Source organism: Alteromonas sp. BL110 (assembly GCF_003443615.1).
In the GTDB taxonomy this organism is placed as follows: Bacteria; Pseudomonadota; Gammaproteobacteria; order Enterobacterales; family Alteromonadaceae; genus Alteromonas.
On record NZ_CP031967.1, the window covers coordinates 1761275 to 1784474 of the forward strand.

Consider the following 23200-nt stretch of genomic DNA (forward strand, 5'->3'; position numbering starts at 1 on the left):
TAACCTCCATGATCGTTTTACACATTATTGGCGGCACAATACAGCTTGATATTAGCTCTAAAGATGCACAGAGAGACTTTAATACGGCAATCGGAACATCACTACTTAGTGGTGCGTTTCTTTTATCTATTAGAGTCATTCAAAAGAGTGTTGCCAAACACCTTTTACTTATTCTTGATGTAACTAATCGGCGTCATAGTTTTTGGGTACATAGAAGAACCTTATCAGAGCGCTTCAAAATGCACCTGATTTGGTCAGCGACTTTAGGTTTTATAATGCCTATTTTGTATATGGTAACTGAAGGAGTTATTTCGAGAATAAACCAGAAAGAAGTTTTTATCGTTGCTGTGGGAGCAATACCTTTTTGGTTACTGATGTCTCTATACATATTCCAAATAACGACAGTGAATCGGCACCTCAGGAAGTTTCTTAATACAGAAGGTATGGAGCTTATTGTTAAAATAAAGATGTATCAGAGTGTAATGACCGTGGCCGCAATCACTATTGCCACAATTTTACTGGTGTTCTTAATAATGCCTGTATTCTGGATGAACTTATCAATTCATTTGTTTGATATGGTTTTTATATCTTCATTATGCCTGTTTTTAACGCTCCTACTCGTTTCGCCATTAATCAATTATTATCGTAAATTAAGAAAGGCAAAACAGTCACTGGCGAGCGATTTAGATAAAAGAATAGAGTGCCTAATAAAAGAAAGTGTGACCTCAGAAAGAAGCAAAGAAATAGAATATTTACTTGGCCTGAAAGAAAAATACTGCAATTCTAATTTTACTGCGTGTATAGATAAAGGTTAATGTAGCTAAGTGAATCAGCGTGCTTAAGCTGATTCACTTGCATGTTGCCTTCTACCTAACTGTATTGAGATTACTACTGTGCGAATATACGGCGATAAACGTTCTGGAAACTGCTACAAACTCGAATTGCTTCTTTCTCTATTAGGCAAAGCCTGTGAATGGGTTGATGTTGATATTATGAAGGGGGAGACTAGAGCCCCTTCCTTTCTTGAAAAAACGCCTAACGGTAAAATTCCCATACTTGAACTCGATGACGGAAGGGTGTTGTCAGAGTCAAACGCTATTATGCATTACCTTGCTTCTAATACGCCCTACGTTCCCTCTTCCCCCTATCACTTTGCGCAACTGTTACAGTGGCAGTTTTTCGAACAGTATAGCCACGAACCCTATATCGCCGTTGCCCGCTACATCAATATCTATTTAGGGTTGCCTGATGACAGAAAAGCGGAATATGAGTCTAAGCAAGCGGGTGGATACCGAGCGCTTGAGGTAATGGAACATCAACTTAACAACACACCCTATTTGATAGGCGATACCATTAGCTTAGCTGATATATCACTGTTTGCTTATACCCATGTAGCTCATGAAGGCGGCTTCGACTTGTCGGCGTACCCTGCTATTCGCCATTGGATAAGTTTAATTAAAGAGCACAAAGGCTTTATACCAATGAACATTTAGAAAGACCTGTGGCCTTCTAAGCGTTAGATTTGTCTTCTATGGGACTTTGGCCCTTGCCAATGTTTTTGTAAGGCACACTGTGCTTCGTGAAGTGCAGATACGTCGGTTTTTTCTAAACAACTTATCGAATAGGCAGTCGCTTCGAGTGTAGAGAGCGCGTGCTCTAATTTTGTGTGGCGGATTGCATAATTAGACGTTGGCGCCGATGAAAAGTGAAATGTAGGCAAAGTAGCGAGCCATGGATGTTGTTTAACTATGCCGAATGCCTGTTTCCAACTGCCGTCTATTAACAACAAGGTAGACAATTGCTTTAGTCTTTCTGGTGCAGTTCTTTCTATCGGCATACTGGTATCACTGGGATACATGAGTGCTGTATGTTCTAGAGAGCACTCGTTGGGCAAGCTACCCATAGCTTGCGCATCATTTGTAAGAACAATACGACTTGTTGGAATACACAAAGAAACTAGCCTTGCAGTATTTTTTGCATGATAGGCTTCTTTTTCATGCTGAATAATGATGATATTCAACGACGTATTCACAGTGCTAATATGGGCGCAGATACACGTTGCTTCGGGGTATCCACATTTTTTACAATAAAGGCGCATTACCTAATTTCTCTACCTTTTTTACAATGTTAACTGCGTTCATTTATCGCAATCACCTATTTAACAGCGCAACTTACCAGATAGGATAATATACATCATGGCAGGTGAAGCCGTACAATCTAGAGTAGAGAAAACGCTTTCTTACGTACCATCAGGACATGTAATTAGTTACGGCCAACTCGCTGATTTATGTGGGTTACCTGGCAGAGCAAGAATGATGGGAAAATGTTTAAGAGAGATAACCATAGACTGTAACTGGCATAGAGTATTACGTAGTGACGGAAAAATTGCTTTTCCTGCTGGCTCGGAAAAAGCAGAGGAGCAACGACAGCGTTTAACAGCGGAAGGTGTTGTAGTTAAAAATAACCGGGTCAATATGAGAAAATTCGCATGGACGCCAGATTTACACACTATACTGGTAGAGTTAAAGTATTAGGGTTTACAGTTATGAAACTCCTTAATAGCACCGAACTGCATTTGGAAAATAGTGTTGTGCATTTAGAATGATTAAAAAGATTACGATAGATCAGCTAATACCGGGTATGTTTGTTCATCAAATATTAGAGCAAAAAGGTACTTTAACGGTTAAAAGCCAAGGGCGTGTTATATCAAACGATGTCGTTAATGTATTGAAGAAGCAAGGCGTAAAAACATTAGCTATCGATACTGAGAAAGCATTTGATCCTAGTAATAATTCAACTTCTTCTACGGACAATAGTAAGCCGAATAATTCGAATAAGGCTGAAAAAGCTAAAAAAGTTTCCCTTGAAAATGAGCTAACGAGGGCATCCAAACTTCACGAACAAGGCAAAGCGATTCAAAAGCTTTTGCTTGCTAGTGTTCAAAAGGAAACACCTTTTGATGCAAGCATTCCAAAAGCATTTTCGAGCAAGCTGGTGGAGTCAGTTGATAGAAATCCTGATGCGCTGCTTTGCTTAACTAAAATTCGCGAAAAAGATGATTACTTACTAGAACACTCCCTTAACGTTGCTATTCTGTTAGCGAATTTTGGCAAGTTTTTAGGTATGTCAGAAGAAGAGGTTCAAGATCTTTCTTACGCGGGTTTTTTGCATGATTTAGGCAAAATAAAAATTCCAGATGAAATACTTCATAAACCAGGTCGCTTAACAGATAGCGAAATGGATATTATGAAGGGGCATGTAAAGCACGGCGTAGACTATCTAAAAGAAACAGACATAGCGCAACCGCTTATACAGGCAATTAGTGAACACCATGAACGTTTAGACGGTCTAGGCTACCCAGCCGGAACCAAGGGTGACGACATTAGCAAAGCAGGACGTATGTTGGCTATTGCAGATATGTACGATGCGTTGACTGCGGATAGGGTTTACAAAGCAGGTATGTCTAGCCAAAAAGCATTCTCTATTTTAATGAATGATGCCCCCACCCGACTTGATAAATCGCTTGTTCAGCAATTTATAAAATGCCTAGGTGTTTATCCCGTAGGTAGCCTAGTATTATTGTCTAATGAAAGGCTAGCTATGGTACTGGAACAGAAAGGTTCACCTCTTACGCCATTAGTAAAGGTTTTCTATTCCGTCCGTAACAGTCATTATTTAACACCGAAAGATATTGACCTATCTATAGATAAAACCGTAAGCATCACAAAGGCTGTTATCGCTTCAGACTACAAAATAGATGTAAATGCATTCTTTGAGCGTTCGGTTTCGGTTGGATAAAACGTTACTGATTGGCAACAGAGTGTAGAGTTTACACTGTGAGGTTACGCCTCTTTTTTCACTTTCTGCAAAAATAAACTGATTCATTTAGCTTACGTTCAGCATGTGTCTTCTACAATTTAGCAATAACTGCTAACAAAGATACAAGGGACTCTCGTTAGCCTTTGATCTAACAGCAATAATTTATTAAAACTAATGTGTAGAGAGTAGTATCTATTCGATGATGGCTATTTGACCTTCAATGAATGGAACACAAATTGCTAATTTAACGTAAAGATATTTATAAAAGTTTTTATACAAAGCTTATTGAGCGCGGCAAAGGACATCTGCCGCTTCTCAATGCAGGGCTTTTAATTGTAATAAGAGGAAGTTATGAAAAAGACTCTTGCTGTAAGTTTAATTGCTGCATCATTAACGGTAGCTGGTTGTGCAACTGATCCTAATAATACTCAAAAAGGCGCCGCTATCGGCGCTGTAGTGGGCGCATTGTTAGGTAAGGCTACTGGCGATAACGATAAAAGTCGTTACGCGTGGGGTGCTGCGGTAGGCGCTGTTGCTGGTGGTGCAATTGGTAATTACATGGATAAACAGGAAGAAGAGCTTCGAAGTGAACTTTCTGATACTGGCGTTCAAGTGGTACGTGAAGGCGATAACCTAAGATTAATTATGCCAGGTGATATTACTTTTGCTACAGATAGCTCAAGTATTAGCCCCAATTTTAACCCAGTCCTTCAAGATGTTGCGAAAGTCGTAAACAACTATGAGAAAACCGTTTTGATGATCAAAGGGCACACTGATGATACGGGGTCTGAGCAGTACAACCAGTCTTTATCTGAACGTCGTGCGGGTGCGGTTAAAAACTTACTGATTAACTATTCAGTTAATCCTACGCGTATTACAACGGTAGGTATGGGCGAATACGCGCCAAAAGTGCCTAACACCAGTGCGGCAAACCGCTCTATGAACCGTCGTGTCGAGATGGAAATTCAGCCTCTTACTCAATCTAATACCTAACGGTCAATAGGTAGTAAGTTAAAGTTGCAAAAGCCCCGTTTCATAGCGGGGCTTTTGCTTTATCCATTGATTTAATTTGCTCGGCAACGCTGTCAGCTAGAGAATTAGGAATAGGTATAGCTAAATGGTATTGGGTTAGCTTCCAATCCTCGCCAGCTTTTATAAGAACGCCAGTCCCCCTTGTTTCGCCTAAGCTTTTATTGTCCAGCAACTCGTCGAACCAAGCTACATTACGGTCTGAAGAGAAATATATGTGTCTGTTTCTGGGGAGATAGGTCCACCCTGTACCTTTATCGAAATGAGGTTTCGCGTAAGCCTTAAATGTTTCTTTGTTCCAAACTTCAGACGCATCAGTACCGATGAAAATGGCACTATCATGATATAAGTCGAAATAACCTTGAAAGTCAGCAACAGAGGCATTGTGATGCAGCGCGTCAAGAGTTCGGTTTACCGATATTTTGTCAGTATTGGCACTGACGTTAGTCCCTACTCCTAAACAAAGCAATAGAAAACCCAATAATAAATACCTCATCACTTCCTCCTGTCCACTTCCCATCTAATTTTCCACGATGTGGCTACCGTTCTACCAGGTTCCACATGGAACAGTCTCTAACGCGTTATTTTTTCGCATTATACGGAGCTAATGTCTCGATTGGCTCCACCTGCTTAATACAAACAGACTTCCCTTAATAATTCGATAACGGATAAGGGGTGCTACCTGCTTTAGCCATCATACTTTATCGTAGATTCTCGCACTATAAGCGTGGGCTCGAAGCTCAGCTTCACCTCGTTAGATAGCCCATAGACTTTGTTTAAAATATATTTCGCTGACATTTCGGCCATGTTAGCAACAGGGTTACTTACCGTCGTTAAGCGTGGGAACACATGATGTGCGAAAACGACGTCATCGAAACCTACAATAGATAAGTCGTGAGGAAGACTCATGCCCAAATCTCGGGCGCAGCTTATTACTCCTGATGCCATCCAATCGTTAGCACAGACAAGTGCCGTAAATGGTAGGTCGCGAGCCATAAGTTCCAATAAGCCAAGCTTTCCATCTTCTTCAGTATAATTACCTTCGAAGATAAGTTCGGAGTTTATTGAAAGTCCAGCTTCAGACAACGCACGTTTGTGTCCTTCCAAACGAAGCTTGGCATCATCCTTTTCGATAGGACCTGAAATATATGCAATGTTCTTATGGCCCAATTCGAGCAAGTGGCGGGTGGCAATATATCCACCTTTTTCATTGTCTAAGGTAGTGCAGGCCTCAGAGAGACCCTCTAGTTGTCTATTAACTAAAGCAATAGGAAGTTTGGACTGATTAAGTTCTAATAAGTATTCATCGGTCAGCGCTTCGGCGTGCATGATAAGCGCATCGCAGTTACGGCTTATTAAAAATTCTACCGCATCTTTTTCAGTTTCAAGACAATTTCGCCCTACTGTGATAATGACGTGTTTATCTGCAGCACGTAGCGTTGACTCTACTGCTTGCATCAAGTCGCCGAAAAAAGGCGCATTTAGTTCGGGTACAAGCACACCTACACTGTCTGTTCGGCTATTAGCCAAAGAGCGCGCGACGGAATTCGGTCGGTAGTTTAATTCTTCCACCGCTTTTTCCACACGCTCTCTCAACACCTTATTTACCGATGCTTTTCCGTTTAAAACGCGGGATACGGTAGATAAAGAAACACCTGCGCGCTCGGCAACTTGGTAAATGGTAGGCACGTGAAAAAACCTCGTTTATTAAAACAATCACTTAACGTTTTTGTATTATGCCGTTATCGGCGGTTGTTCGCTACGTCGAGTGAGCAATGCCTTAGTAACTTCTCGCTGTTTTTCGTCATCTAGAGGGTACAAACAAATAAGTGCTGCACCAGCGAAACCGAATAATGCAGGTATCCAGCTCATCAGTGACTTCATACCAGGAAGCGATTGGCTGATAGTATTGACATCGAGACCGTTGTAACCGTAACTACCCAACACCAACAGTACTAAGGCACCTGCAAAGCCACCCCCAGTCTTTTGAACAAATGAGCCAGCAGAATACACAAGTCCAGTAGCTCTGCGTCCCGTTTTATATTCACTATAGTCCGCGGCGTCGCCCAGCATAGAGAAAAATAAGGTGGGTAAAATAGCGGCAAAAAATTCGGCACTGCAGCCTAAAATGAATATTCCACGCACACTACCTTGGGGCACAAAGTAAATGCCACAGGTTAGTAAGCTACTCGCTAATAGCGCGACTATAAAAAGCTTCTTTCTCCCCACTATCGAAGATAGCTTTGATGTTGCTAGTGCTCCAACAATGGATACCAACAGAAGAGCAATGAAAAAGTACCCGGTAAGTAGTTCGTTTCCTATGTAATATTTAAAATAATAAGCAATAACGCCATACTTAATGCCATTAAACATCATGGTTAAGAAGCCCATGCCTAACAAAATAAGCCAGGGTCTATTTGAAAGCAGATCGATAATATCTTGCTGAGAACGGGAGTTTTTAGATTCTGGACGACGAATTAGACGTCTAATGGCGATAGTAGTAAGCGCCATAACAATAATGAATATTGCGCCTGTTAGGATGTCTCTATAATAAAAAAAGGCGGTAATAGCTGAAAGAGGGATTAAAATTAACGGCAATTGCTTACCCAAGTCGCTAAGCTCAGATGATAGCGAGCGAGGTGCGGACGATAGTTGGTCACCTAATTTTACATCGGATAAACGCGGTTTAGAGTGTCCAGACTCTGAAAGTGGTTGTACTGTTACACGTTCTTTCGTGGTAAATACTGTAATGAGCATTAGCGTGACAAGTAAGGTGGCGAACAGCCACATAGTGTACTGATAGCCGGCAGCGTCATTGCCCTTTCCTAACCAATTTACCAACATAGGTAGGCACCCCATAACTATCAGCCCGCCTAAGAAAGCTCCCGCAAATCGAAAGCCAGATAAACTTGTACGCTCCCTATCGTCAGTTGTCATTACGCCCATTAAGGCTGAATACGGGACGTTATTCGCCGTGTACGCCAGTGTAAGTCCGATGTAAGTCAGGTAGGCATAAACCAATTTACCTGAGTAAGAAAGTTCTGGAGTAGTAAAACAAAGGACCATAAAAAGACCGAGAAATGGCGTAGAGCCTAATATCCAAGGGCGAAACTTTCCCATTTTGGTCTGTGTTCTGTCGGCAATCATTCCCATAATGATATCGGTAACGCCGTCTGAAAGACGAACCACAAGGAACAATACGGCGGCAGCGGCAGCAGTGATACCAAAGGTATCAGTATAGAAAACGGCAAGGTAGGCGAGAGCGCCTCGCCATACCAAGTTAGCTGCAGCATCGCCCATGCCATAACCTATCTTTTCTTTTAGCGTTAGTTTATGGTCCATCGTTTTTTCCAATATTACTATTTTCGACTTGCTAGCAAAGTTTTGTATACATTAGCGCTAAGTTTTGGCGTACGTTTTTGGGTGTTAAAATCAACGTAAACTAACCCGAATCGTTTTTCATAACCCTCTGCCCATTCAAAGTTATCCAAAAGACTCCATGCGAAGTAACCACTTACTTTCACTCCTTCTTTGACTGCCTTGTGGACCATATTCAAATGCTCATGGTAATACTTAACACGGTCGACATCGTTAACTTCGCCATCTATTAATTTATCTGCCATAGCGGCGCCATTTTCAGTAATGAACATAGGTGGCAGCGCATACCTTTCATTCAATGATGTAAGTAAATCATAAAGCGCTTGTGGATAGATTTCCCACCCAATATCAGTTAGCGGCCCTTGGTGAGGGTGTTCGAAAAATAATGCGTTTTTTTCCTTCGGCGCTGAATAGTGTAAACGCGTGTAGAAGTTAACACCTAAGAAGTCGATAGGCTGACAAATAATATCCAAATCCCCCTCCTCTATCGGTGGTCTATCTGCTTCGTCTAGCTCGTATATGACTTCAGGATAGCTACCTTCCATTACTGGCAGCATATACCACTGATTGATATATTCATCTGCTTTGCGGGTGGCTAATAAGTCTTCCGGTTTTTGAGTGGCGGGGTAGCATGGCGTGAAATTCAATACGATACCGGCTTCACTGTTAGGAACATTTTCTCTAAGTGTTTTTATGCCTAAACCATGAGCTAGCAAAATGTGGTGTGCTGCGGTGCGCCCATTTTTTGTTCCAGTTCTACCCGGCGCATGCACGCCAATTTCATAACCTAAGTAAGCGCTGCAAAACGGTTCATTGAAAGTAGCGTAAGAAAAAACGTTTTCACCGAGAGCGCGCGAGATTTTATCCACATAGTTTTGGAATTCATAAACCGTTTGTCTGTATAGCCATCCCCCTCTATCTTCTAAATATTGCGGAAGATCCCAATGATACAGTGTTACGAATGGCTTTATGCCTTTCTCGTTCAGCGCTTCAATTAGTGTTTTGTAGAAGGCTACGCCTTTCGGGTTTAACTCACCATCTTGCGTCATGACGCGAGGCCAAGAAATTGAGAAGCGATAAGCATCTACATTTAAGTCTAACAAGATCTCGAAATCTTCTTTCCAACGCGCTATGTGGTCACAGGCCACCTCGCCATTTGAGTGATCGGCAATTGCAGAAGGGCGCTCACAAAATCTATCCCATATACACTCTGAGCGATTTTCCGCATCACCTTCTATCTGAAAGCTGGATGTAGCGGTACCATAAAGAAATGAACGCTTTAACAAAGGGCTGTCCGCGGGTAGAGAAATACTGTGCATAATAGATAACCTTTTTTCTTAAAGCGCAAAATACATATTGCGCTAAAGAGCAGTATGACTAATTTTCATGAGAGGTGATTTATAGCATAAATAAAAAACAATTAGAAAGCGCTTTCTCACAAAATGTCAGGTTAACGTTAATAGAGTATATAGTTTTCTCTTATCGAACATAAAAAATGAGCAATACTTTAAGACTAAAGTTTATATTTTATGTTATTAATTTTATTGGATTTATTTTTGTGATTAGTTTTTTTTTAATTACCCAAAACGCACCTTCTGTGAATATTTTGTAAAAAATGTGTTGATCTGATCCTTTTGTTGAATTAATGTTCGGAAAGCGCTTTCTTATTGAGGGTTTTTCATTCATTTATAGGGAAAGCCCTTTCTCATGGCGCGAAAGGTTCAAACACACTTATATAACAGATGAAAGAGAGAGCGATCGTGACACACAAAACACCACACAAAAGTAAAATCGCAACAAGCTTGTCGTTAATACTGGGAACCGCATTAAGCAGTGGCGTTATGTCACCGGTCGCCGCCCAAGAATCAGAGAGCGATATTGAAGTAATTCAAGTATCAGGTATCAGAAGTAGTGTCCAAGAGTCGATGGGAATAAAGCGTGATTCGTCGGGTGTTGTCGATGCTATTTCAGCAGAAGATATCGGAAAATTTCCTGATACCAACTTAGCTGAATCATTGCAGCGTATAACAGGTATCTCTATCAGCCGGAATAATGGTGAAGGCAGCCAAGTCACAGCGCGAGGTTTTGGTCCTGACTTCAATATGGTTACCTTAAATGGCAGGACCATGCCAGGCTCTGCTTTACCTGGAGGAGGCGGTACGCCAAATTCTCGCGCGTTTGATTTCTCAGATCTTGCCTCTGAAAGTGTACGGGCTGTTGAAGTGTATAAAACCGGCAGGGCTAGCATTGCAACAGGCGGTATTGGTGCAACGGTTAACATTCGTACTGCCCGCCCATTTGGTGCAGCAGACAATGGCATTACTGCTAGCGTGGGGGCGAAAGCCTTGCACGATACCACCAATCGCGTGGGCGATGATGTTACGCCAGAACTGTCAGGGTTTATTAATTATCTCAACGATGATAACACTTTTGGCGTTACATTTACGGGCTCTTTCCAACAGCGTGACAGCGCAGCACAAGGTGCATTTGTTAATCAATGGAGAGTAAATCCTTTCGATGGAACTGTTCCTCAATCTCCAGACCCAGCGAACCCAGACAGCGGTGACCCTGTTGTATTAAATAATGCGCCAGCTATGGGACAACTGTTTGCTATTCCTTCTGACCTTCGTTATTACATGGCAGACCGAGAGCGTGAGAGAACCAATGCACAGCTAACGTTCCAATTTGCGCCCTCAGAAAAAATGACGGCTACGCTTGATTATACTTATTCGAAACAAGATCTTTATGAAGCGCGCGCTGAACAGTCTATTTGGATGGACGATAGGTATTTCGCTGAGCTAACTTTCGATGATGAAGCGGTTAAAACACCAATATTAATTTCACAAGAGCGCCGGGATTTGCTTCCTCGTGATTTAGGCTTAGCGCTACAAGAACTTAACCAAGTAAACGAAAATAAATCGATTGGCCTAAACCTTGAGTACTTCGTTAATGACGACTTTACTCTGGTTTTTGACCTTCATAACTCGTCAGCTGAAGGCCGCCCCGATGCCCCTTATGGGACGTGGACTAACTTAGGGCTAGGTGCAAATGTGGTTAAAGGACAAGGCGTCGACTTTAGCGGTGATTTCCCTGTTATGTTTGTCGATTTTGACGATGCAGCGCGGGATAATTTGAACGGTAACGGCGTGTTAGACCAAGATGATGTGGGTACATCAATTTTGGACATGAACTTTTCATCCCAAGATACCGAAATCACCCAAGCCCGTCTTGATGGCTCTTATACAATGGACACTGGAAGCATCAACTTTGGTATAGAATCTCGTTCTATGGAAAGTACGTCGCTTCAGTCGCTAACCCGCCACACTATGGGTAACTGGGGCATAGAAAATCCAGGAGAGCTACCTTCAGGTTCATTAACCCCGCTCGATTTAGCTAACGAGTTTGATGACTTCAATACTGATGGTATGTTTTCTCAAGGCTTTACCGGAAGTGTTGGGCAAATTGGTGCATTTGCAGCGCAGCAGTATGGTTTCGACTTGGTTGCTAATAACCCGTTTGCAACAAACAGAACCATTGAAGAAGATATTACCGCCGTTTATTTCGAGCTAGATCTATCGGGCGAGTTAAACGGTATGGAATATAACCTTCTGACCGGTGTGCGTTATGAAAATACTGATGTTACTTCAATTGCAAATATCAGCCTGCCCAGCGGTATAGCTTGGGAAGGGAACAATGACTTCAACGTGCGTTTCGGTAGTGCAATGGAAGACGTTGAAGTAGAGGCTAGCTACGACCATGTACTTCCTTCGTTAGATTTCGATATTGAAGTGGTTGAAAATGTCATTGCTCGTTTTTCTTACAGTAAAACCATCGCGCGACCCACATACAACAACTTAAGTGCTGCTGCATCTGTATCACCTCAGAGTGGACCTACCCTCCTTTCCGACAGTATTACAGCAACGGCGAGTTCTGGTAACCCATCTTTAATTCCGCTTGAGTCCGATAATTTAGACCTATCTGTTGAGTACTATTTCGATGAAACAAGCTATGTGTCTGTGGGCTTTTACGACAAGCGAGTGAAAAACTTCATAGGTAACGAGCAAGTTGAAGAGAACGTATTTGGCTTAAGAGATGTGACAAATGGCCCTCGCGCAGAAGCTGCGCGTGCAGAGTTAGAAGCCCGTGGAATACCAGTAAACGATACATCTCTCTTTAATATGGTTGCTGCCATAGAAAACGGCATTGAATATGACTCATTAACCGATGAGCAATTTGAGCAACAGTTCGATATTTTACCGAACAGCGACGACCCTCTCATAACTTTTATAAACTCAAAGCCAGTGAACAATAAAGCCGCAAATATCTATGGCTTTGAATTGGCTGCACAACATTTCTTCGGCGACAGTGGTTTTGGTGTGTTAGCTAACTATACGTCAGTTAAAGGTGACATTGGGTTTGACAATGAAGCGGCACCCTCTATTACTCAGTTCGCGCTAGTGGGATTAAGTGACACGGCAAACCTAGTATTCATGTACGAGAAAGACGCGCTGCAAGCTCGTATTGCATACAACTGGCGTGACAAGTTCTTAGACACTACATCTCAGTATATTAATGAACCAGGGTACACCGAAGCCTACTCTCAAATTGATTTGAGTATCTCTTACGATATAACCGATGACTTAACCGTGGCTTTTGAAGGTATCAATATTACTGAAGAAAATATTCGCCGACATGGGCGCACCAGTGCAATGCTTTGGAACTTGGATGAATTTGGCGCAAGGTATGCGTTAAGTGCTAGATATACATTCTAAAAATTGGGGTGTATTTGCCCGTTATAGCGCTTAGGGTTGCGCTTTAGCGGGCTTTTTTGTCATAGTGCTGTTTGAATAGTAAACAAAAAATCCGACACGTGAGAGAAACAGTGCTTTTCAAGATAGCGTGGTTATCGTTATATGAGTAATTCACAAAACCAATGCGGTCTGCATCGGGTCGTCATTGTTGGTGGTGGAACTGCAGGGTGGCTTGCTGCTGGCGTTCTTGCAGCGAAGCTTAGCGCAAAACACTCGGTTACCCTTGTTGAATCTCCTACTATCTCATCCATCGGCGTTGGTGAAGGTTCATGGCCGTCACTTCGCGATACACTTCTTGATATTGGTATTAATGAAACTGAATTTTTAACCCTATGCCAAGGTGCTTTCAAGCAAGGCTCTAGTTTTGTGAATTGGCGCAAAGGCGGGCATCGCTATCACCATCCATTCACTATTCCAACGGGCTACAACGAACTTAATATTCATGCTTGTTGGCAAGCTTTTGCGCCCGACATGCCATACGAAGACGCCTTTTCTCTACAATCGGCAATGTGTGCATTAGGCAAGGCGCCCAAGCAAATTGCCACGCCCGACTATGCCCATGTGCTTAACTACGGTTACCACTTTGACGCCACAAAGCTCGCTGATTTATTGAAAAAGCACTGTGTAGAGAAGCTGAACGTTAATCACCTTATAGGCCATATTGCTTCGGTCACTTCACATTCGAATGGCGACATTGAAAAAGTAGTAACAGAATGTGGACAAGAGGTGTTTGGCGACTTGTTTATCGATTGTTCCGGAAGCAGCGGTTTGCTTATTGATAAACATTTCAATGTACCGTGGGTACCCGTTAAGCACGCTATGCTTAACGATAGAGCCATAGCCTTGCAAGTGCCTTACGCAGATAATGATAATGAAATAAAAAGTACCACTATGGCTACGGCGCAAACCTGCGGGTGGACGTGGGATATTGCATTGCAGCACCGGCGGGGTACTGGCCTTGTTTATTCGTCTCAATTCACAAATGCAGAACAGGCAAAGCAGGTCCTTATTGACTATGTTTGTGAACGTTATCCTGGTGCAAATGAGCATGAACTTGCCTTTCGCACACTGTCTTTTGAGCCTGGCTACAGGTCAAAGTTTTGGGTTGAAAACTGCTTAAGCTTAGGTATGTCCTCGGGGTTTGTTGAACCGCTAGAAGCATCAGCCATTGCCATGGTTGAGCTTGGCTTACGCATGCTCTGTGAAGCTTTTCCGCAAAATAAAGCACATATGGAAATAGTCAGTAAACGCTACAACACGCGCTTTGAATACCGCTGGCAGCGAGTCATCGACTTTTTGAAGCTACATTATGTTCTGAGTGATAGAGAAGAGCCTTATTGGGTAGCACAGAGAAGTGATGCTTCAATTCCTGACTCACTCGCTGAGCTGCTTAAACTGTGGAAGTTCCAAAGCCCTTCTCGCTTAGATCTTATCGAGAACGAAGAGATTTTTCCCTCCGCTAGCTACCAATATGTTTTGTACGGTATGGGCTTTACTACGCTAGCGCCGCCACTATGCTTGAACGAAAAAGAAAAGCGAAAATCCCTACATATTCGCGAAACGTTACAACAAACTAAAAATACGTATTTTCAGGGGCTGCCGACTAATAATGCGCTGCTCAAAGATATCGCAAAGCGCTATAACGACGAACAAAAACACCTTCACGCGCATTTTCAACGTCAGGACTATGGCCACGCTTGCGCTTCAAGTGAAAGTAATAGCGCTACAGATATAAATAACAATACCTCTTTAAATAAAAAGGACACCTCTTATGACCGTATCGGGTTTAGATAGCAGTAACAATCAAACGCCCGTTAAAAACGTTGTTATTGCAGGTGGTGGTACTGCAGGGTGGATGGCGGCAACGGCGCTCTCCCGGCTTTTGGGTAAGTCTATAAAGGTTACGCTAGTTGAATCAAAAGATATTGGTATTGTAGGCGTTGGCGAAGCCACCATTCCGCCGATTAGAACATTTCATAAGTTGCTAGGTATAGACGAAAAAGCCTTCATGCGCGCTACACAAGCAACGTTTAAATTGGGTATAGAGTTTGAAAACTGGCGTGAACAGGGTCACAGCTATATACATTCGTTTGGCATTACCGGAAGAGAGTGCTGGGCAGGCGAGTTTCACCATTTTTGGCTACGGGCTAAAGAATACGGGTTTGGTGGCGAGTTTGGTGATTATTGCCCTGAACTGATTGCCGCTAAGCAGAATAAATTTGCTACATCAGAAGCTATGCCGCTCAACTTTGCTTATCATTTTGATGCCGTCGCCTACGGTCGATTTTTAAAATCGTTAGCTTGCGAAGCTGGGGTGACACACAAGATAGGGGATATAGAAAAGGTCGATGTTTTCCCGCAATCAGGCAACATCCAATCCCTACAATTAGCAAGCGGTGAAGTGGTAGATGGTGACTTTTTCATAGACTGTACGGGTTTTAAAGGGCTGCTTATTGAACAGGCGCTCCACACTGGCTATGACGATTGGCAGCACTATTTATTTTGCGATAGAGCAGTTGCCATGCAAACGGAGCTTACTGCGCCACCTGTGCCGTACACCAAAAGCGTGGCACATCAGGCGGGATGGCGCTGGCAGATCCCACTTCAAGAACGCATGGGTAACGGATTGGTATTTTGTAGCCGCTTTATGAGCGATGGTGAAGCAATAGATACACTGAAATCGCAGGTGCCGGGCGCGCCAATTAATGAGCCGAGAGTGATTCGCTTTACGCCCGGTAAGCGCAGGCGTGGTTGGAATAAAAACTGCGTAGCGTTAGGGCTATCCAGTGGCTTTATTGAGCCACTAGAGTCGACTAGTATTCATCTAATAATGACCGGCCTTATACGCCTAATGCGTTTATTCCCTTTTGATGGCATCACCCAAAGCGCAATCGATGAATACAACAACAAGTTTGATAGTGAAATGTCGGCCATACTCGACTTCATTGTTATGCATTACAAGGTGACACAGCGCGAAGACAGTCCATTTTGGCAACAGTGCCAGCGCATGGACGTACCGCCGTCACTTACACATAAATTGGCTTTGTTCGCCGAGTCTGGCCGGGTGTTTTTAGATGATGGAGATATCTTTCGTGTCGACTCCTGGACTCAAGTATTGATGGGCCAAGGCATGACGCCCAAGCAATATCACCGCGTGGCCGATGAAATGAGTGAGCAGTCTTTAAAGCAATTTATGGCAGGATTAAAACAGCAGGTGGATAACCATGTAGCTAAACTCCCCGCGCACGAGGCCTTCTTAACACAGTATTTGAAATGAATTATTTGAAGCGTTAGTTGTTGGCGGCAGGTCGCGCGTTAACAGTGAGCCTAGCAGCTCGCTTTTACCATCTTTCAGGTAAATACTGCGTGAAATACAAAGGCATCACGATATTGGTTTTTTCTAACGCTGAAGAACCTTGTGTACCGGTCAACTTAAAAGTTTTACTTGGATTACATTTTTCAATGTAGGATGCCAACGATTTTGCTCTTGTACGTTTACCACTTTTGACTTCAACAGGGACGATATCGCCAACATCGGTCGCCAAGATAAATTCGATTTCGGCGCGGGCGTCATTCCAAGAATAGCTTGGGTCAACGCCAATAGCAGTGAACTCTTGTTGCACAAAGTTTTCAGCTACATAGCCTTTGTATTCATAGTTTTGTTGCTTAATCTCTTTATAACTGCTGCCTAGCATATGATTGAGCAGGCCCACATCAAAAAGAAACAGTTTAACCATATTTTCTTTTTTATAGGCCGCCAACGGAGATTTCGGCAATCCTTCTATAGGGTAGTTTGGCAAAGCTAAGCGGCAACAGTTAAGCCAATGGATCGCGGTTTCAAAATCGCTATAACGAGATTTACGCTTATGCACATGCTTAAATTTAAAGCGTTTAACCGAATCATCGCTGACAAGTGATAGCTGCGCTGGAATGCTATTGAATACCGATTCAATCAGTGTGGCATCGACCTTGCCCGCGTACTTACCGAAGTCGCGACGATAACCTTCAACTAAGTCGGCATGAATTTTTGTGACTTTTTCAACACGCTCTAGAATGCTTGAATTTTTAAACTGATACCAAGCAGAAACGGCTTCCGGCATACCACCGGTAAAAAAATAGTCGGTTAGTTTGTCCATCAATTTAGTGTGTACTGCCGGTGTGCTTGCTTGACTATCAAACGCTTTGATCAGGGCTTGCTCGTTGGATGCGTAAACAAATTCTTGGAAGGTCAGTGGACGTAAATTGTATTGTTCTACCTTGCCTACAGGGAAGGTATTAAGCAAACCAATGTTAGAGCCGCTGGCTGCGACAAAATAGGACGGTGCTTTTTCGGCAAAATACTTCAGCGAAGTGACGGCTCGTTCACACTCGCCAATTTCATCTAATATTAACAAGTCTGTTCCTGGATTGAACGCTTGGTTGGTTAACAATTCAATGTTCATTACTAGCTCGTCAGGTGACAACGAGCCATCGAACGCTTCTTTGTAAGTAGGGTTTTCGAGGAAGTCGATACGAAGGATGTTGGCAAAGGTGTTCCCAAATAACTCTTGCAGCAGATAGGTTTTACCTGTTTGTCTTGCACCATCGATCAATAATGGCTTACGCACAGGTTGATTTTTCCATGCTATGAGAGCGTTTAGTAGGTTGCGCTGCATTGTCATTTCCCGCCAATTGAGACTGTTAACTGCTTATAGTATAACTTATCCCACATTTTTCGCGCATTAAAGTGTGGAATTTTACATTTTTATGCGCGTAAAAGTGTAAAGGTGCGCTATTTGGGCAAAACTTCCCCTTTTAAGATGATTTTGGGCACTATCTGCAAACCGGTTTGAGCGGGGAAAATAAAGAAGCCCTGTTTTTACAAGCAAATAACAGGGCTTTTAAGACGTCTTTGATCGGGTTGCTTTTTACACAAGAACCTATTCTATATTCTGAATTTGCTCACGCATCTGCTCAATCAATACCTTAAGTTCAACGGCTGATTGTGTGATGTCGGTACTGATAGACTTTGAACCTAAGGTGTTTGACTCGCGGTTAAATTCTTGCATCATGAAGTCTAAACGGCGACCTACTGCCCCGCCCTTTTTAAGGATATTGCGCGTTTCTTTGACGTGGGCGTTTAGGCGATCTAGCTCTTCGGCAACATCGACTTTTTGCGCAAGCATAATCATTTCTTGTTCAAAACGGCCAGCATCAAGCTCTATCTTTGCTTCTTCAAAGCGGGTTTGCACTTTTTCTCGTTGCCACACCATAATTTCAGGCATACGCGCGGCTACTTTTTCTGCTTCAACTTCAATAGCGTCTAGGCGCTGCGTGATCATACCTTTAAGGGCTTCACCTTCTGTAGCGCGAGCACTGATAAAGACGTTTAACGCTTGATCGAACGCTGCCATTACGTCGCCGTGAATGGTATCCATGTCGGCTTCTTCCGCTGCAATTACGCCAGGCCAGCGCAAAACGTCTAGTGGGTTTACTCCGGTAGATTGGCCATGCGATTGCACCCAATCGGCGGCGTGAAGGACTTGTTTAGCCAGTTCTTCGTTTAGGCTTAACTTGGTTACAGCAGCGTCGTTCGCGGTAAAACGAAGCGCACATTCAACTTTGCCTCGCGCCAGCTTTTTACGAAAACGCTCGCGCAAAACCGGCTCTAACGAGCGGAACTGTTCCGGTAGGCGAAAGTAAGTTTCTAAAAAGCGTTGGTTAACTGAGCGTATTTCCCATACGGCTGAGCCCCACTCTTTTTTGGTTTCTACGCGCGCAAACGCTGTCATGCTGTAAATCATAATTATCCTTTAAATTTAACTGAAAGCCTGCAAAAACAACCCGAACGTCGTGTTGTATACGTGAATATCTAGAGCAGGTTTTCTTGTATTTTGTATATTAGCGCACATTTACGTAATTCAATAAGCAAACATGTAAAGTTCGTTTTTAACGGCTGTGGGTAATGCGTTATACTTAAGCGCAATTTCGTAGCTATATCGAATTTACAGGGATTGACCGCGAATTGAGCTTTCTATACCCATATCGCACGAAAAACCTGTAAAACGCTACCCTTTTTTAAGCATTTACGTTGTGGAGAACACTATGCGTCCAAGCGGAAGAACCGCCAGTCAAATTCGCCCTGTTACTATTACTCGCCAGTACACTTGCCACGCAGAAGGCTCTGTTTTAGTAGAGTTTGGTAACACTAAGGTGTTGTGTAATGCGACGGTGGAAGAAGGTGTACCACGCTTTATGAAGGGCCAAGGTAAAGGTTGGGTTACCGCCGAATACAGCATGCTTCCACGTGCTACCCATACGCGTAGCGGTCGTGAAGCGGCGCGTGGTAAGCAAGGTGGTCGTACGCTAGAAATTCAACGTTTGATTGCGCGCTCACTTCGCGCGGCGATTGATTTAAAACTTCTGGGCGAAAACACAATTACACTTGATTGTGATGTCATTCAAGCCGACGGCGGTACGCGCACGGCATCAATTACCGGTGCATGTGTCGCGCTTGTTGATGCGCTTACCTATATGCGTGCAAAAGGCATTATCAAAACAAACCCGCTTAAGCACATGATTGCTGCACTTTCGGTGGGCATTTACGAAGGTACGCCAATTGCTGACCTTGAGTACACGGAAGACTCTGAAGCAGAAACAGATATGAACATCGTGATGACCGAAACTGGTAAACTGATTGAAGTTCAAGGTACTGCTGAGGGTGAACCTTTCTCATTTGAAGAGCTTGATGAATTATTGAAAATTGGTAAGCACGGCTTACGCGAATTGTTTGATATTCAAAAAGCGGCGCTTGCGTAAGCGAGGCAATTAAGCGTATTTAACGCCTACGTATTAGTTAGTAATTAAGAGGTCATCATGAAAGCGTTTCAGCGTGATTTTATCGAGTTTGCCATTGAGCGTGGCGTACTAAAATTTGGCGAATTTACTTTAAAGTCTGGCCGCGTTAGCCCTTACTTTTTTAATGCGGGCTTGTTTAATCGCGGCGGCGATTTGGCCAAGCTAGGGCGTTTTTACGCTGATGCGCTAATGGATGCAGGTGTCGAATTCGATGTACTGTTTGGTCCAGCGTATAAAGGCATTCCTATTGCGACGACTACCGCGGTTGCACTGGCCGATAGCCACAACCTTGACGTGCCTTATTGCTTCAACCGTAAAGAAGCAAAGACACACGGTGAAGGCGGCAATTTAGTTGGCAGCCCACTAGAGGGTAAGGTTATGCTGGTGGATGATGTGATCACTGCGGGTACGGCTATTCGCGAATCAATGACATTAATTGAACAGCAGCGGGCAAGTTTGTCTGGTGTGTTGATCGCATTAGACAGACAAGAGCGCGGTAATGGCGAACTGTCAGCTATTCAAGAGGTCGAGCGCGATTTTGGCACTCAGGTGATTTCTATTGTATCGCTTGCCGATGTGGTGGCTTATCTGACTGAAAAAGGCGGATATGCTAGCGAGATTAACGCTATCAACACTTACCGTGAAAACTATGGCATCTGATTTTGATAGCGCCTTCAGCGCTGCAAATCAACACTTGGATGCGCTAGGACTTCGTTGTCCAGAGCCAGTGATGATGGTGCGTTTGAATATCCGTAAGCTGGCCGACGGGGAAACCTTATCGGTCACGGCTGATGACCCATCGACGGCAAGAGATATTCCTAGCTTTTGCCGCTTTATGGATCATACGTTGGTAGCGTCTCAAACAGAGACCTTGCCTTACCAGTACGTTATTAAAAAAGGGCGCGCTTAAGCGCCTTTTTTACTTTCAAATTTAGGCTCTTAGCGCCTTCCATTTAAATTTCTATTCTACCTTTCTGTATTTCGCCTCTAGCGCACAATAAAGGCCGAACATAACAAAGCCTGCGCCCACTGCACCAATGAGATAAGGGCCGAAGGGCTGCTTCATTAATGTTTCTAACGCTTTTTGTAGCCCACCGGCTTGTGACGGGTTACTTAATATGGCGGCAAGGATAAAAAAGCCACCTACTAATGAATAAACGACCCCTCTTGCGGTATACCCAAGGCGTCCCGTCACTTTCACACTTTTTCTAATGCGCTGATTTAAAGTGTGTAGTGAAAACTTCTTTAAAAAGTCGGCGGTGTAAGCATGTTTGAACTGCACAACGGCAAATATGATGATGCAAAGCCCGATTGCGGCCACAAGCAACAGCCCCCATTCATATTGCATCAAAAACTCACTCACCTTCTTTCCACTGCCTTGGGATGAAGAGCTACTTTGTACTTCTAATAAGGTTTTACCCCCCGCATAAGCCGCAACAAAATAGAACGCGCCTGATATAAAGAAGAACAGCTTATTTATAATGTGAATGAATAAACTGTCGTCGTTTGATTTGTCAGTAATAAAGATCTGCAGCCAACGCCAGCAGGCATAACACGCTAAGCCGAGAACAAGAATTCCCAGAAGAATTTGTCCGAGTGGTTGCTCTTTAAGTGTAATAAAGACATTGGACTGAGAGGCTTTTTCACGGTTTAACGCAGTAAATACAGATGTAAGAATGAAGACACCAAGCATAACGTACATGACGGTTTTGGCGCTATATCCCGCTCTAGCGGTTATCTCTTTCCATTTAGACGAAGGTTCCACGGTGTCCTCTCATAACTTAATTACAAAATAAAAAAGATTCAGTTAGTTATTCTGCTATCAAGTTATGTTCCGTTTTGCTCGTATCTGTATTTTACGCTTGCGAACTAGTATTTCAGGTTAACGTTCTGAACTGTCTGCAGCAGCTTTTAGCAGCAAGTTTTGAAGTGTACGTTTACTGTGGGCACAATTGCAGTGAACGTCTGTCATATGTAGAACTTCACCTTTAAGCATTTTTTGAAGTACAGATGCTCTCACACTCAAAGAGACAAAGCCGTCTTCATTTGGTATTTGTTTCGACATCATCATTCGCTCCTTCAACTTTTTGGTTTAATGCAGGGCCGCAGACGCCAGCGGCCTGCTAATTTTAGGTTCATAGGTTTGCTCAAGCGTGTGCTGAATAGCGGATATAAGCCTACATACAGATGGATTAGTGGCATGCAAAGGCAATATGGCAATTAACTGTTGTTGGCACTCCTGCAAAATTGCGTGAGATTCTTGCTTTTTATCTTCTTGAGCAAGTAAAGAAGATAAGTACATGCCCATAGTGCCGAACGCGAGTACGTCTTCTTGCACAGCGCTCACTTTTTCAGAAGATATGGGCTGCAGCGCATTGAGAATCGCCTTAGCGGCTTCAAAGGTTTGATACCCCAACTCTCTGGCACAATCTAATTTACCCTGCTGGTGAGCTTGCTGAGTTTGTGCCTGCATTGCTAAGCGATGCTCTCGTGCGCTTGAAGGATTTAGCTGTAGCCATTTTCTGTAAACTGGGCATAGACGTTGAACATTCACATAAGCACCTCCTGTTTTTTATAACATTAGTGCAAATAAGAATCATTATCAAATGTAAAGTTCAAAAAATCTATTGCCGTGATTTGAAATGGCTATCTAAAAAGTGGCTGGTATTGTTTTGGCAACGTGGTTTTAAAGGCTCTAGTGCCTTCTAGCCAAAGGAATCTTTTGTTCAGGAAAGCATGTTAGACAGCCACCATAATAAGACGACCACCAGCGTAATAGCGAATACGGCTTTTACCTTGTAGCGCTTTATAAGCTGCTCTGCTTTGTCACCGGCGTAGTACACCACTACTGCAAGGCCAAAATAGCGAATAGCGCGGGCAATAACCGTGGCTAAAAGGAAAAGTGGAAGTGAGTATTGGGTGGCGCCGGCAGCTAACATGGCCACTTGAAAAGGAATAGGCGCAATGCCTAGCGTCATCACAAACCAAAAGCCTTGGTTTTGCATTTGTTGTTTAACGCTGTCGAACTGATCTTGACTAAAGAAGGTATCAATAACCCACTGACCAACTAGGTCGAAAAGGTAATAGCCAAGGGCATAGCCAAAAACAGCGCCAATCACACAGCCCACGGTGGCCATTAACGCAATTTTCCAGAGCGAATCTCGTCTAGCTTGCATTAACGGCACCATAACGGCTTCAAGCGGTATAGGAACAATGGTCGATTCTAAAAATGACGCCAGAGTAATACCCTTTAACATATGTTTGGAATCGATAAGCTTTTTGGTTTTGTGCTTAACTTTTTTACCTAGTGCCATGTAACCTCTACC

At 43.2% G+C, this 23200-nt stretch carries 22 protein-coding genes; 11 read left to right on the plus strand and 11 right to left on the minus strand.

The window, feature by feature from the left end; genetic code table 11:
* Nucleotides 1-8 precede the first annotated feature (8 nt).
* Nucleotides 9-815, plus strand: a complete 807-nt coding sequence (locus tag D1814_RS07685; protein WP_147402511.1) for a hypothetical protein — start codon at nt 9-11, stop codon at nt 813-815.
* 78 nt (nt 816-893) lie between these two features.
* On the plus strand, nt 894-1493 hold the full coding sequence (locus D1814_RS07690; RefSeq protein ID WP_118491064.1) for a glutathione S-transferase family protein: 600 nt from the start codon (nt 894-896) through the stop codon (nt 1491-1493).
* Nucleotides 1494-1516: 23 nt separating this feature from the next.
* On the opposite strand, the gene D1814_RS07695 is transcribed toward D1814_RS07690, so the two are convergent.
* Complete coding sequence (locus tag D1814_RS07695) at nt 1517-2098, minus strand: tRNA-uridine aminocarboxypropyltransferase (RefSeq protein ID WP_118491066.1); 582 nt, start codon at nt 2096-2098, stop codon at nt 1517-1519.
* Between the two features lie 97 nt (nt 2099-2195).
* Here D1814_RS07695 and D1814_RS07700 point away from each other — a divergent pair, with 97 nt between their 5' ends.
* From D1814_RS07700 to D1814_RS07710, 3 genes are all read left to right on the plus strand, one after another.
* Nucleotides 2196-2534, plus strand: coding sequence for an MGMT family protein (locus D1814_RS07700; RefSeq protein ID WP_118491068.1), 339 nt, complete (start codon nt 2196-2198; stop codon nt 2532-2534).
* Between the two features lie 67 nt (nt 2535-2601).
* Nucleotides 2602-3798 (plus strand): HD-GYP domain-containing protein, encoded by a 1197-nt coding sequence (locus D1814_RS07705; protein WP_118491070.1) that lies wholly within the window; start codon nt 2602-2604, stop codon nt 3796-3798.
* A 372-nt stretch (nt 3799-4170) separates the two neighbouring features.
* Nucleotides 4171-4812 (plus strand): OmpA family protein, encoded by a 642-nt coding sequence (locus D1814_RS07710; protein WP_118491072.1) that lies wholly within the window; start codon nt 4171-4173, stop codon nt 4810-4812.
* A gap of 40 nt (nt 4813-4852) precedes the next feature.
* Here D1814_RS07710 and D1814_RS07715 read toward each other — a convergent pair whose 3' ends face one another.
* The 4 genes from D1814_RS07715 to D1814_RS07730 form a co-directional block, all read right to left on the minus strand.
* Nucleotides 4853-5344, minus strand: a complete 492-nt coding sequence (locus D1814_RS07715; RefSeq protein WP_118495339.1) for a nuclear transport factor 2 family protein — start codon at nt 5342-5344, stop codon at nt 4853-4855.
* Nucleotides 5345-5535: 191 nt separating this feature from the next.
* Nucleotides 5536-6537, minus strand: coding sequence for a LacI family DNA-binding transcriptional regulator (locus D1814_RS07720; protein ID WP_118491074.1), 1002 nt, complete (start codon nt 6535-6537; stop codon nt 5536-5538).
* A 45-nt stretch (nt 6538-6582) separates the two neighbouring features.
* Complete coding sequence (locus tag D1814_RS07725) at nt 6583-8190, minus strand: MFS transporter (protein WP_118491076.1); 1608 nt, start codon at nt 8188-8190, stop codon at nt 6583-6585.
* 17 nt (nt 8191-8207) lie between these two features.
* Nucleotides 8208-9545 carry a GH1 family beta-glucosidase gene (locus tag D1814_RS07730; RefSeq protein ID WP_118491078.1) on the minus strand — a complete coding sequence of 446 codons (1338 nt, stop codon included), beginning with the start codon at nt 9543-9545 and terminating at the stop codon, nt 8208-8210.
* A 522-nt stretch (nt 9546-10067) separates the two neighbouring features.
* Between D1814_RS07730 and D1814_RS07735 the strand changes: the two genes are divergently transcribed.
* The 3 genes from D1814_RS07735 to D1814_RS07745 all read left to right on the plus strand — a co-directional run bounded on the left by D1814_RS07735 (nt 10068) and on the right by D1814_RS07745 (nt 16314).
* Nucleotides 10068-12998 carry a TonB-dependent receptor gene (locus tag D1814_RS07735; RefSeq protein ID WP_232369020.1) on the plus strand — a complete coding sequence of 977 codons (2931 nt, stop codon included), beginning with the start codon at nt 10068-10070 and terminating at the stop codon, nt 12996-12998.
* Nucleotides 12999-13139: 141 nt separating this feature from the next.
* Entirely contained in the window at nt 13140-14831 is a 1692-nt protein-coding gene (locus tag D1814_RS07740) for a tryptophan halogenase family protein (protein WP_118491082.1), read from the plus strand.
* Nucleotides 14809-16314, plus strand: coding sequence for a tryptophan halogenase family protein (locus D1814_RS07745; RefSeq protein WP_118491084.1), 1506 nt, complete (start codon nt 14809-14811; stop codon nt 16312-16314). The genes D1814_RS07740 and D1814_RS07745 overlap by 23 nt, the downstream gene beginning before the upstream one ends.
* A gap of 64 nt (nt 16315-16378) precedes the next feature.
* On the opposite strand, the gene D1814_RS07750 is transcribed toward D1814_RS07745, so the two are convergent.
* Nucleotides 16379-17692: an ATP-binding protein gene (locus tag D1814_RS07750; protein WP_118491086.1), complete on the minus strand. Its 1314-nt coding sequence runs from the start codon at nt 17690-17692 to the stop codon at nt 16379-16381.
* Nucleotides 17693-17956: 264 nt separating this feature from the next.
* Nucleotides 17957-18820, minus strand: coding sequence for a YicC/YloC family endoribonuclease (locus tag D1814_RS07755; protein WP_118491088.1), 864 nt, complete (start codon nt 18818-18820; stop codon nt 17957-17959).
* A 301-nt stretch (nt 18821-19121) separates the two neighbouring features.
* Between D1814_RS07755 and rph the strand changes: the two genes are divergently transcribed.
* From rph to tusA, 3 genes are read left to right on the plus strand one after another with little or no spacing between them, the layout of a single operon-like run.
* The gene (gene rph, locus D1814_RS07760) at nt 19122-19835 is read left to right on the plus strand and encodes a ribonuclease PH (RefSeq protein WP_025257195.1); all 714 of its coding nucleotides are present in this window, start codon (nt 19122-19124) and stop codon (nt 19833-19835) included.
* A gap of 57 nt (nt 19836-19892) precedes the next feature.
* On the plus strand, nt 19893-20534 hold the full coding sequence (gene pyrE / locus D1814_RS07765) for an orotate phosphoribosyltransferase (RefSeq protein WP_118491090.1): 642 nt from the start codon (nt 19893-19895) through the stop codon (nt 20532-20534).
* Nucleotides 20524-20784 carry a sulfurtransferase TusA gene (tusA, locus tag D1814_RS07770; RefSeq protein WP_025257197.1) on the plus strand — a complete coding sequence of 87 codons (261 nt, stop codon included), beginning with the start codon at nt 20524-20526 and terminating at the stop codon, nt 20782-20784. Before pyrE ends, tusA begins: the two co-directional genes overlap by 11 nt.
* Before the next feature lie 51 nt (nt 20785-20835).
* On the opposite strand, the gene D1814_RS07775 is transcribed toward tusA, so the two are convergent.
* The 4 genes from D1814_RS07775 to D1814_RS07790 all read right to left on the minus strand — a co-directional run bounded on the left by D1814_RS07775 (nt 20836) and on the right by D1814_RS07790 (nt 23188).
* A complete protein-coding gene (locus tag D1814_RS07775) occupies nt 20836-21639 on the minus strand; it encodes a DUF1206 domain-containing protein (RefSeq protein WP_118491092.1) in 804 nt (267 codons plus the stop codon).
* Nucleotides 21640-21756: 117 nt separating this feature from the next.
* Nucleotides 21757-21939 (minus strand): hypothetical protein, encoded by a 183-nt coding sequence (locus D1814_RS07780; protein ID WP_232369000.1) that lies wholly within the window; start codon nt 21937-21939, stop codon nt 21757-21759.
* Nucleotides 21940-21966: 27 nt separating this feature from the next.
* Complete coding sequence (locus D1814_RS07785; protein WP_118491096.1) at nt 21967-22428, minus strand: hypothetical protein; 462 nt, start codon at nt 22426-22428, stop codon at nt 21967-21969.
* Nucleotides 22429-22600: 172 nt separating this feature from the next.
* Complete coding sequence (locus tag D1814_RS07790; RefSeq protein ID WP_118491098.1) at nt 22601-23188, minus strand: YqaA family protein; 588 nt, start codon at nt 23186-23188, stop codon at nt 22601-22603.
* Nucleotides 23189-23200: the final 12 nt, after the last annotated feature.

Excerpts from the sequence above, each read along its gene's own strand:
- D1814_RS07695 (WP_118491066.1), bottom strand. The coding sequence starts at position 2,098 with ATGCGCCTTTATTGTAAAAAATGTGGATACCCCGAAGCAACGTGTATC.
- D1814_RS07735 (WP_232369020.1), top strand. The coding sequence starts at position 10,068 with ATGTCACCGGTCGCCGCCCAAGAATCAGAGAGCGATATTGAAGTAATT.
- D1814_RS07685 (WP_147402511.1), top strand. The coding sequence starts at position 9 with ATGATCGTTTTACACATTATTGGCGGCACAATACAGCTTGATATTAGC.
- D1814_RS07700 (WP_118491068.1), top strand. The coding sequence starts at position 2,196 with ATGGCAGGTGAAGCCGTACAATCTAGAGTAGAGAAAACGCTTTCTTAC.
- D1814_RS07740 (WP_118491082.1), top strand. The coding sequence starts at position 13,140 with ATGAGTAATTCACAAAACCAATGCGGTCTGCATCGGGTCGTCATTGTT.
- D1814_RS07790 (WP_118491098.1), bottom strand. The coding sequence starts at position 23,188 with ATGGCACTAGGTAAAAAAGTTAAGCACAAAACCAAAAAGCTTATCGAT.
- rph (WP_025257195.1), top strand. The coding sequence starts at position 19,122 with ATGCGTCCAAGCGGAAGAACCGCCAGTCAAATTCGCCCTGTTACTATT.
- pyrE (WP_118491090.1), top strand. The coding sequence starts at position 19,893 with ATGAAAGCGTTTCAGCGTGATTTTATCGAGTTTGCCATTGAGCGTGGC.
- D1814_RS07710 (WP_118491072.1), top strand. The coding sequence starts at position 4,171 with ATGAAAAAGACTCTTGCTGTAAGTTTAATTGCTGCATCATTAACGGTA.
- D1814_RS07755 (WP_118491088.1), bottom strand. The coding sequence starts at position 18,820 with ATGATTTACAGCATGACAGCGTTTGCGCGCGTAGAAACCAAAAAAGAG.
- D1814_RS07745 (WP_118491084.1), top strand. The coding sequence starts at position 14,809 with ATGACCGTATCGGGTTTAGATAGCAGTAACAATCAAACGCCCGTTAAA.
- D1814_RS07715 (WP_118495339.1), bottom strand. The coding sequence starts at position 5,344 with ATGAGGTATTTATTATTGGGTTTTCTATTGCTTTGTTTAGGAGTAGGG.
- tusA (WP_025257197.1), top strand. The coding sequence starts at position 20,524 with ATGGCATCTGATTTTGATAGCGCCTTCAGCGCTGCAAATCAACACTTG.
- D1814_RS07780 (WP_232369000.1), bottom strand. The coding sequence starts at position 21,939 with ATGTCGAAACAAATACCAAATGAAGACGGCTTTGTCTCTTTGAGTGTG.
- D1814_RS07705 (WP_118491070.1), top strand. The coding sequence starts at position 2,602 with ATGATTAAAAAGATTACGATAGATCAGCTAATACCGGGTATGTTTGTT.
- D1814_RS07730 (WP_118491078.1), bottom strand. The coding sequence starts at position 9,545 with ATGCACAGTATTTCTCTACCCGCGGACAGCCCTTTGTTAAAGCGTTCA.
- D1814_RS07750 (WP_118491086.1), bottom strand. The coding sequence starts at position 17,692 with ATGCAGCGCAACCTACTAAACGCTCTCATAGCATGGAAAAATCAACCT.
- D1814_RS07725 (WP_118491076.1), bottom strand. The coding sequence starts at position 8,190 with ATGGACCATAAACTAACGCTAAAAGAAAAGATAGGTTATGGCATGGGC.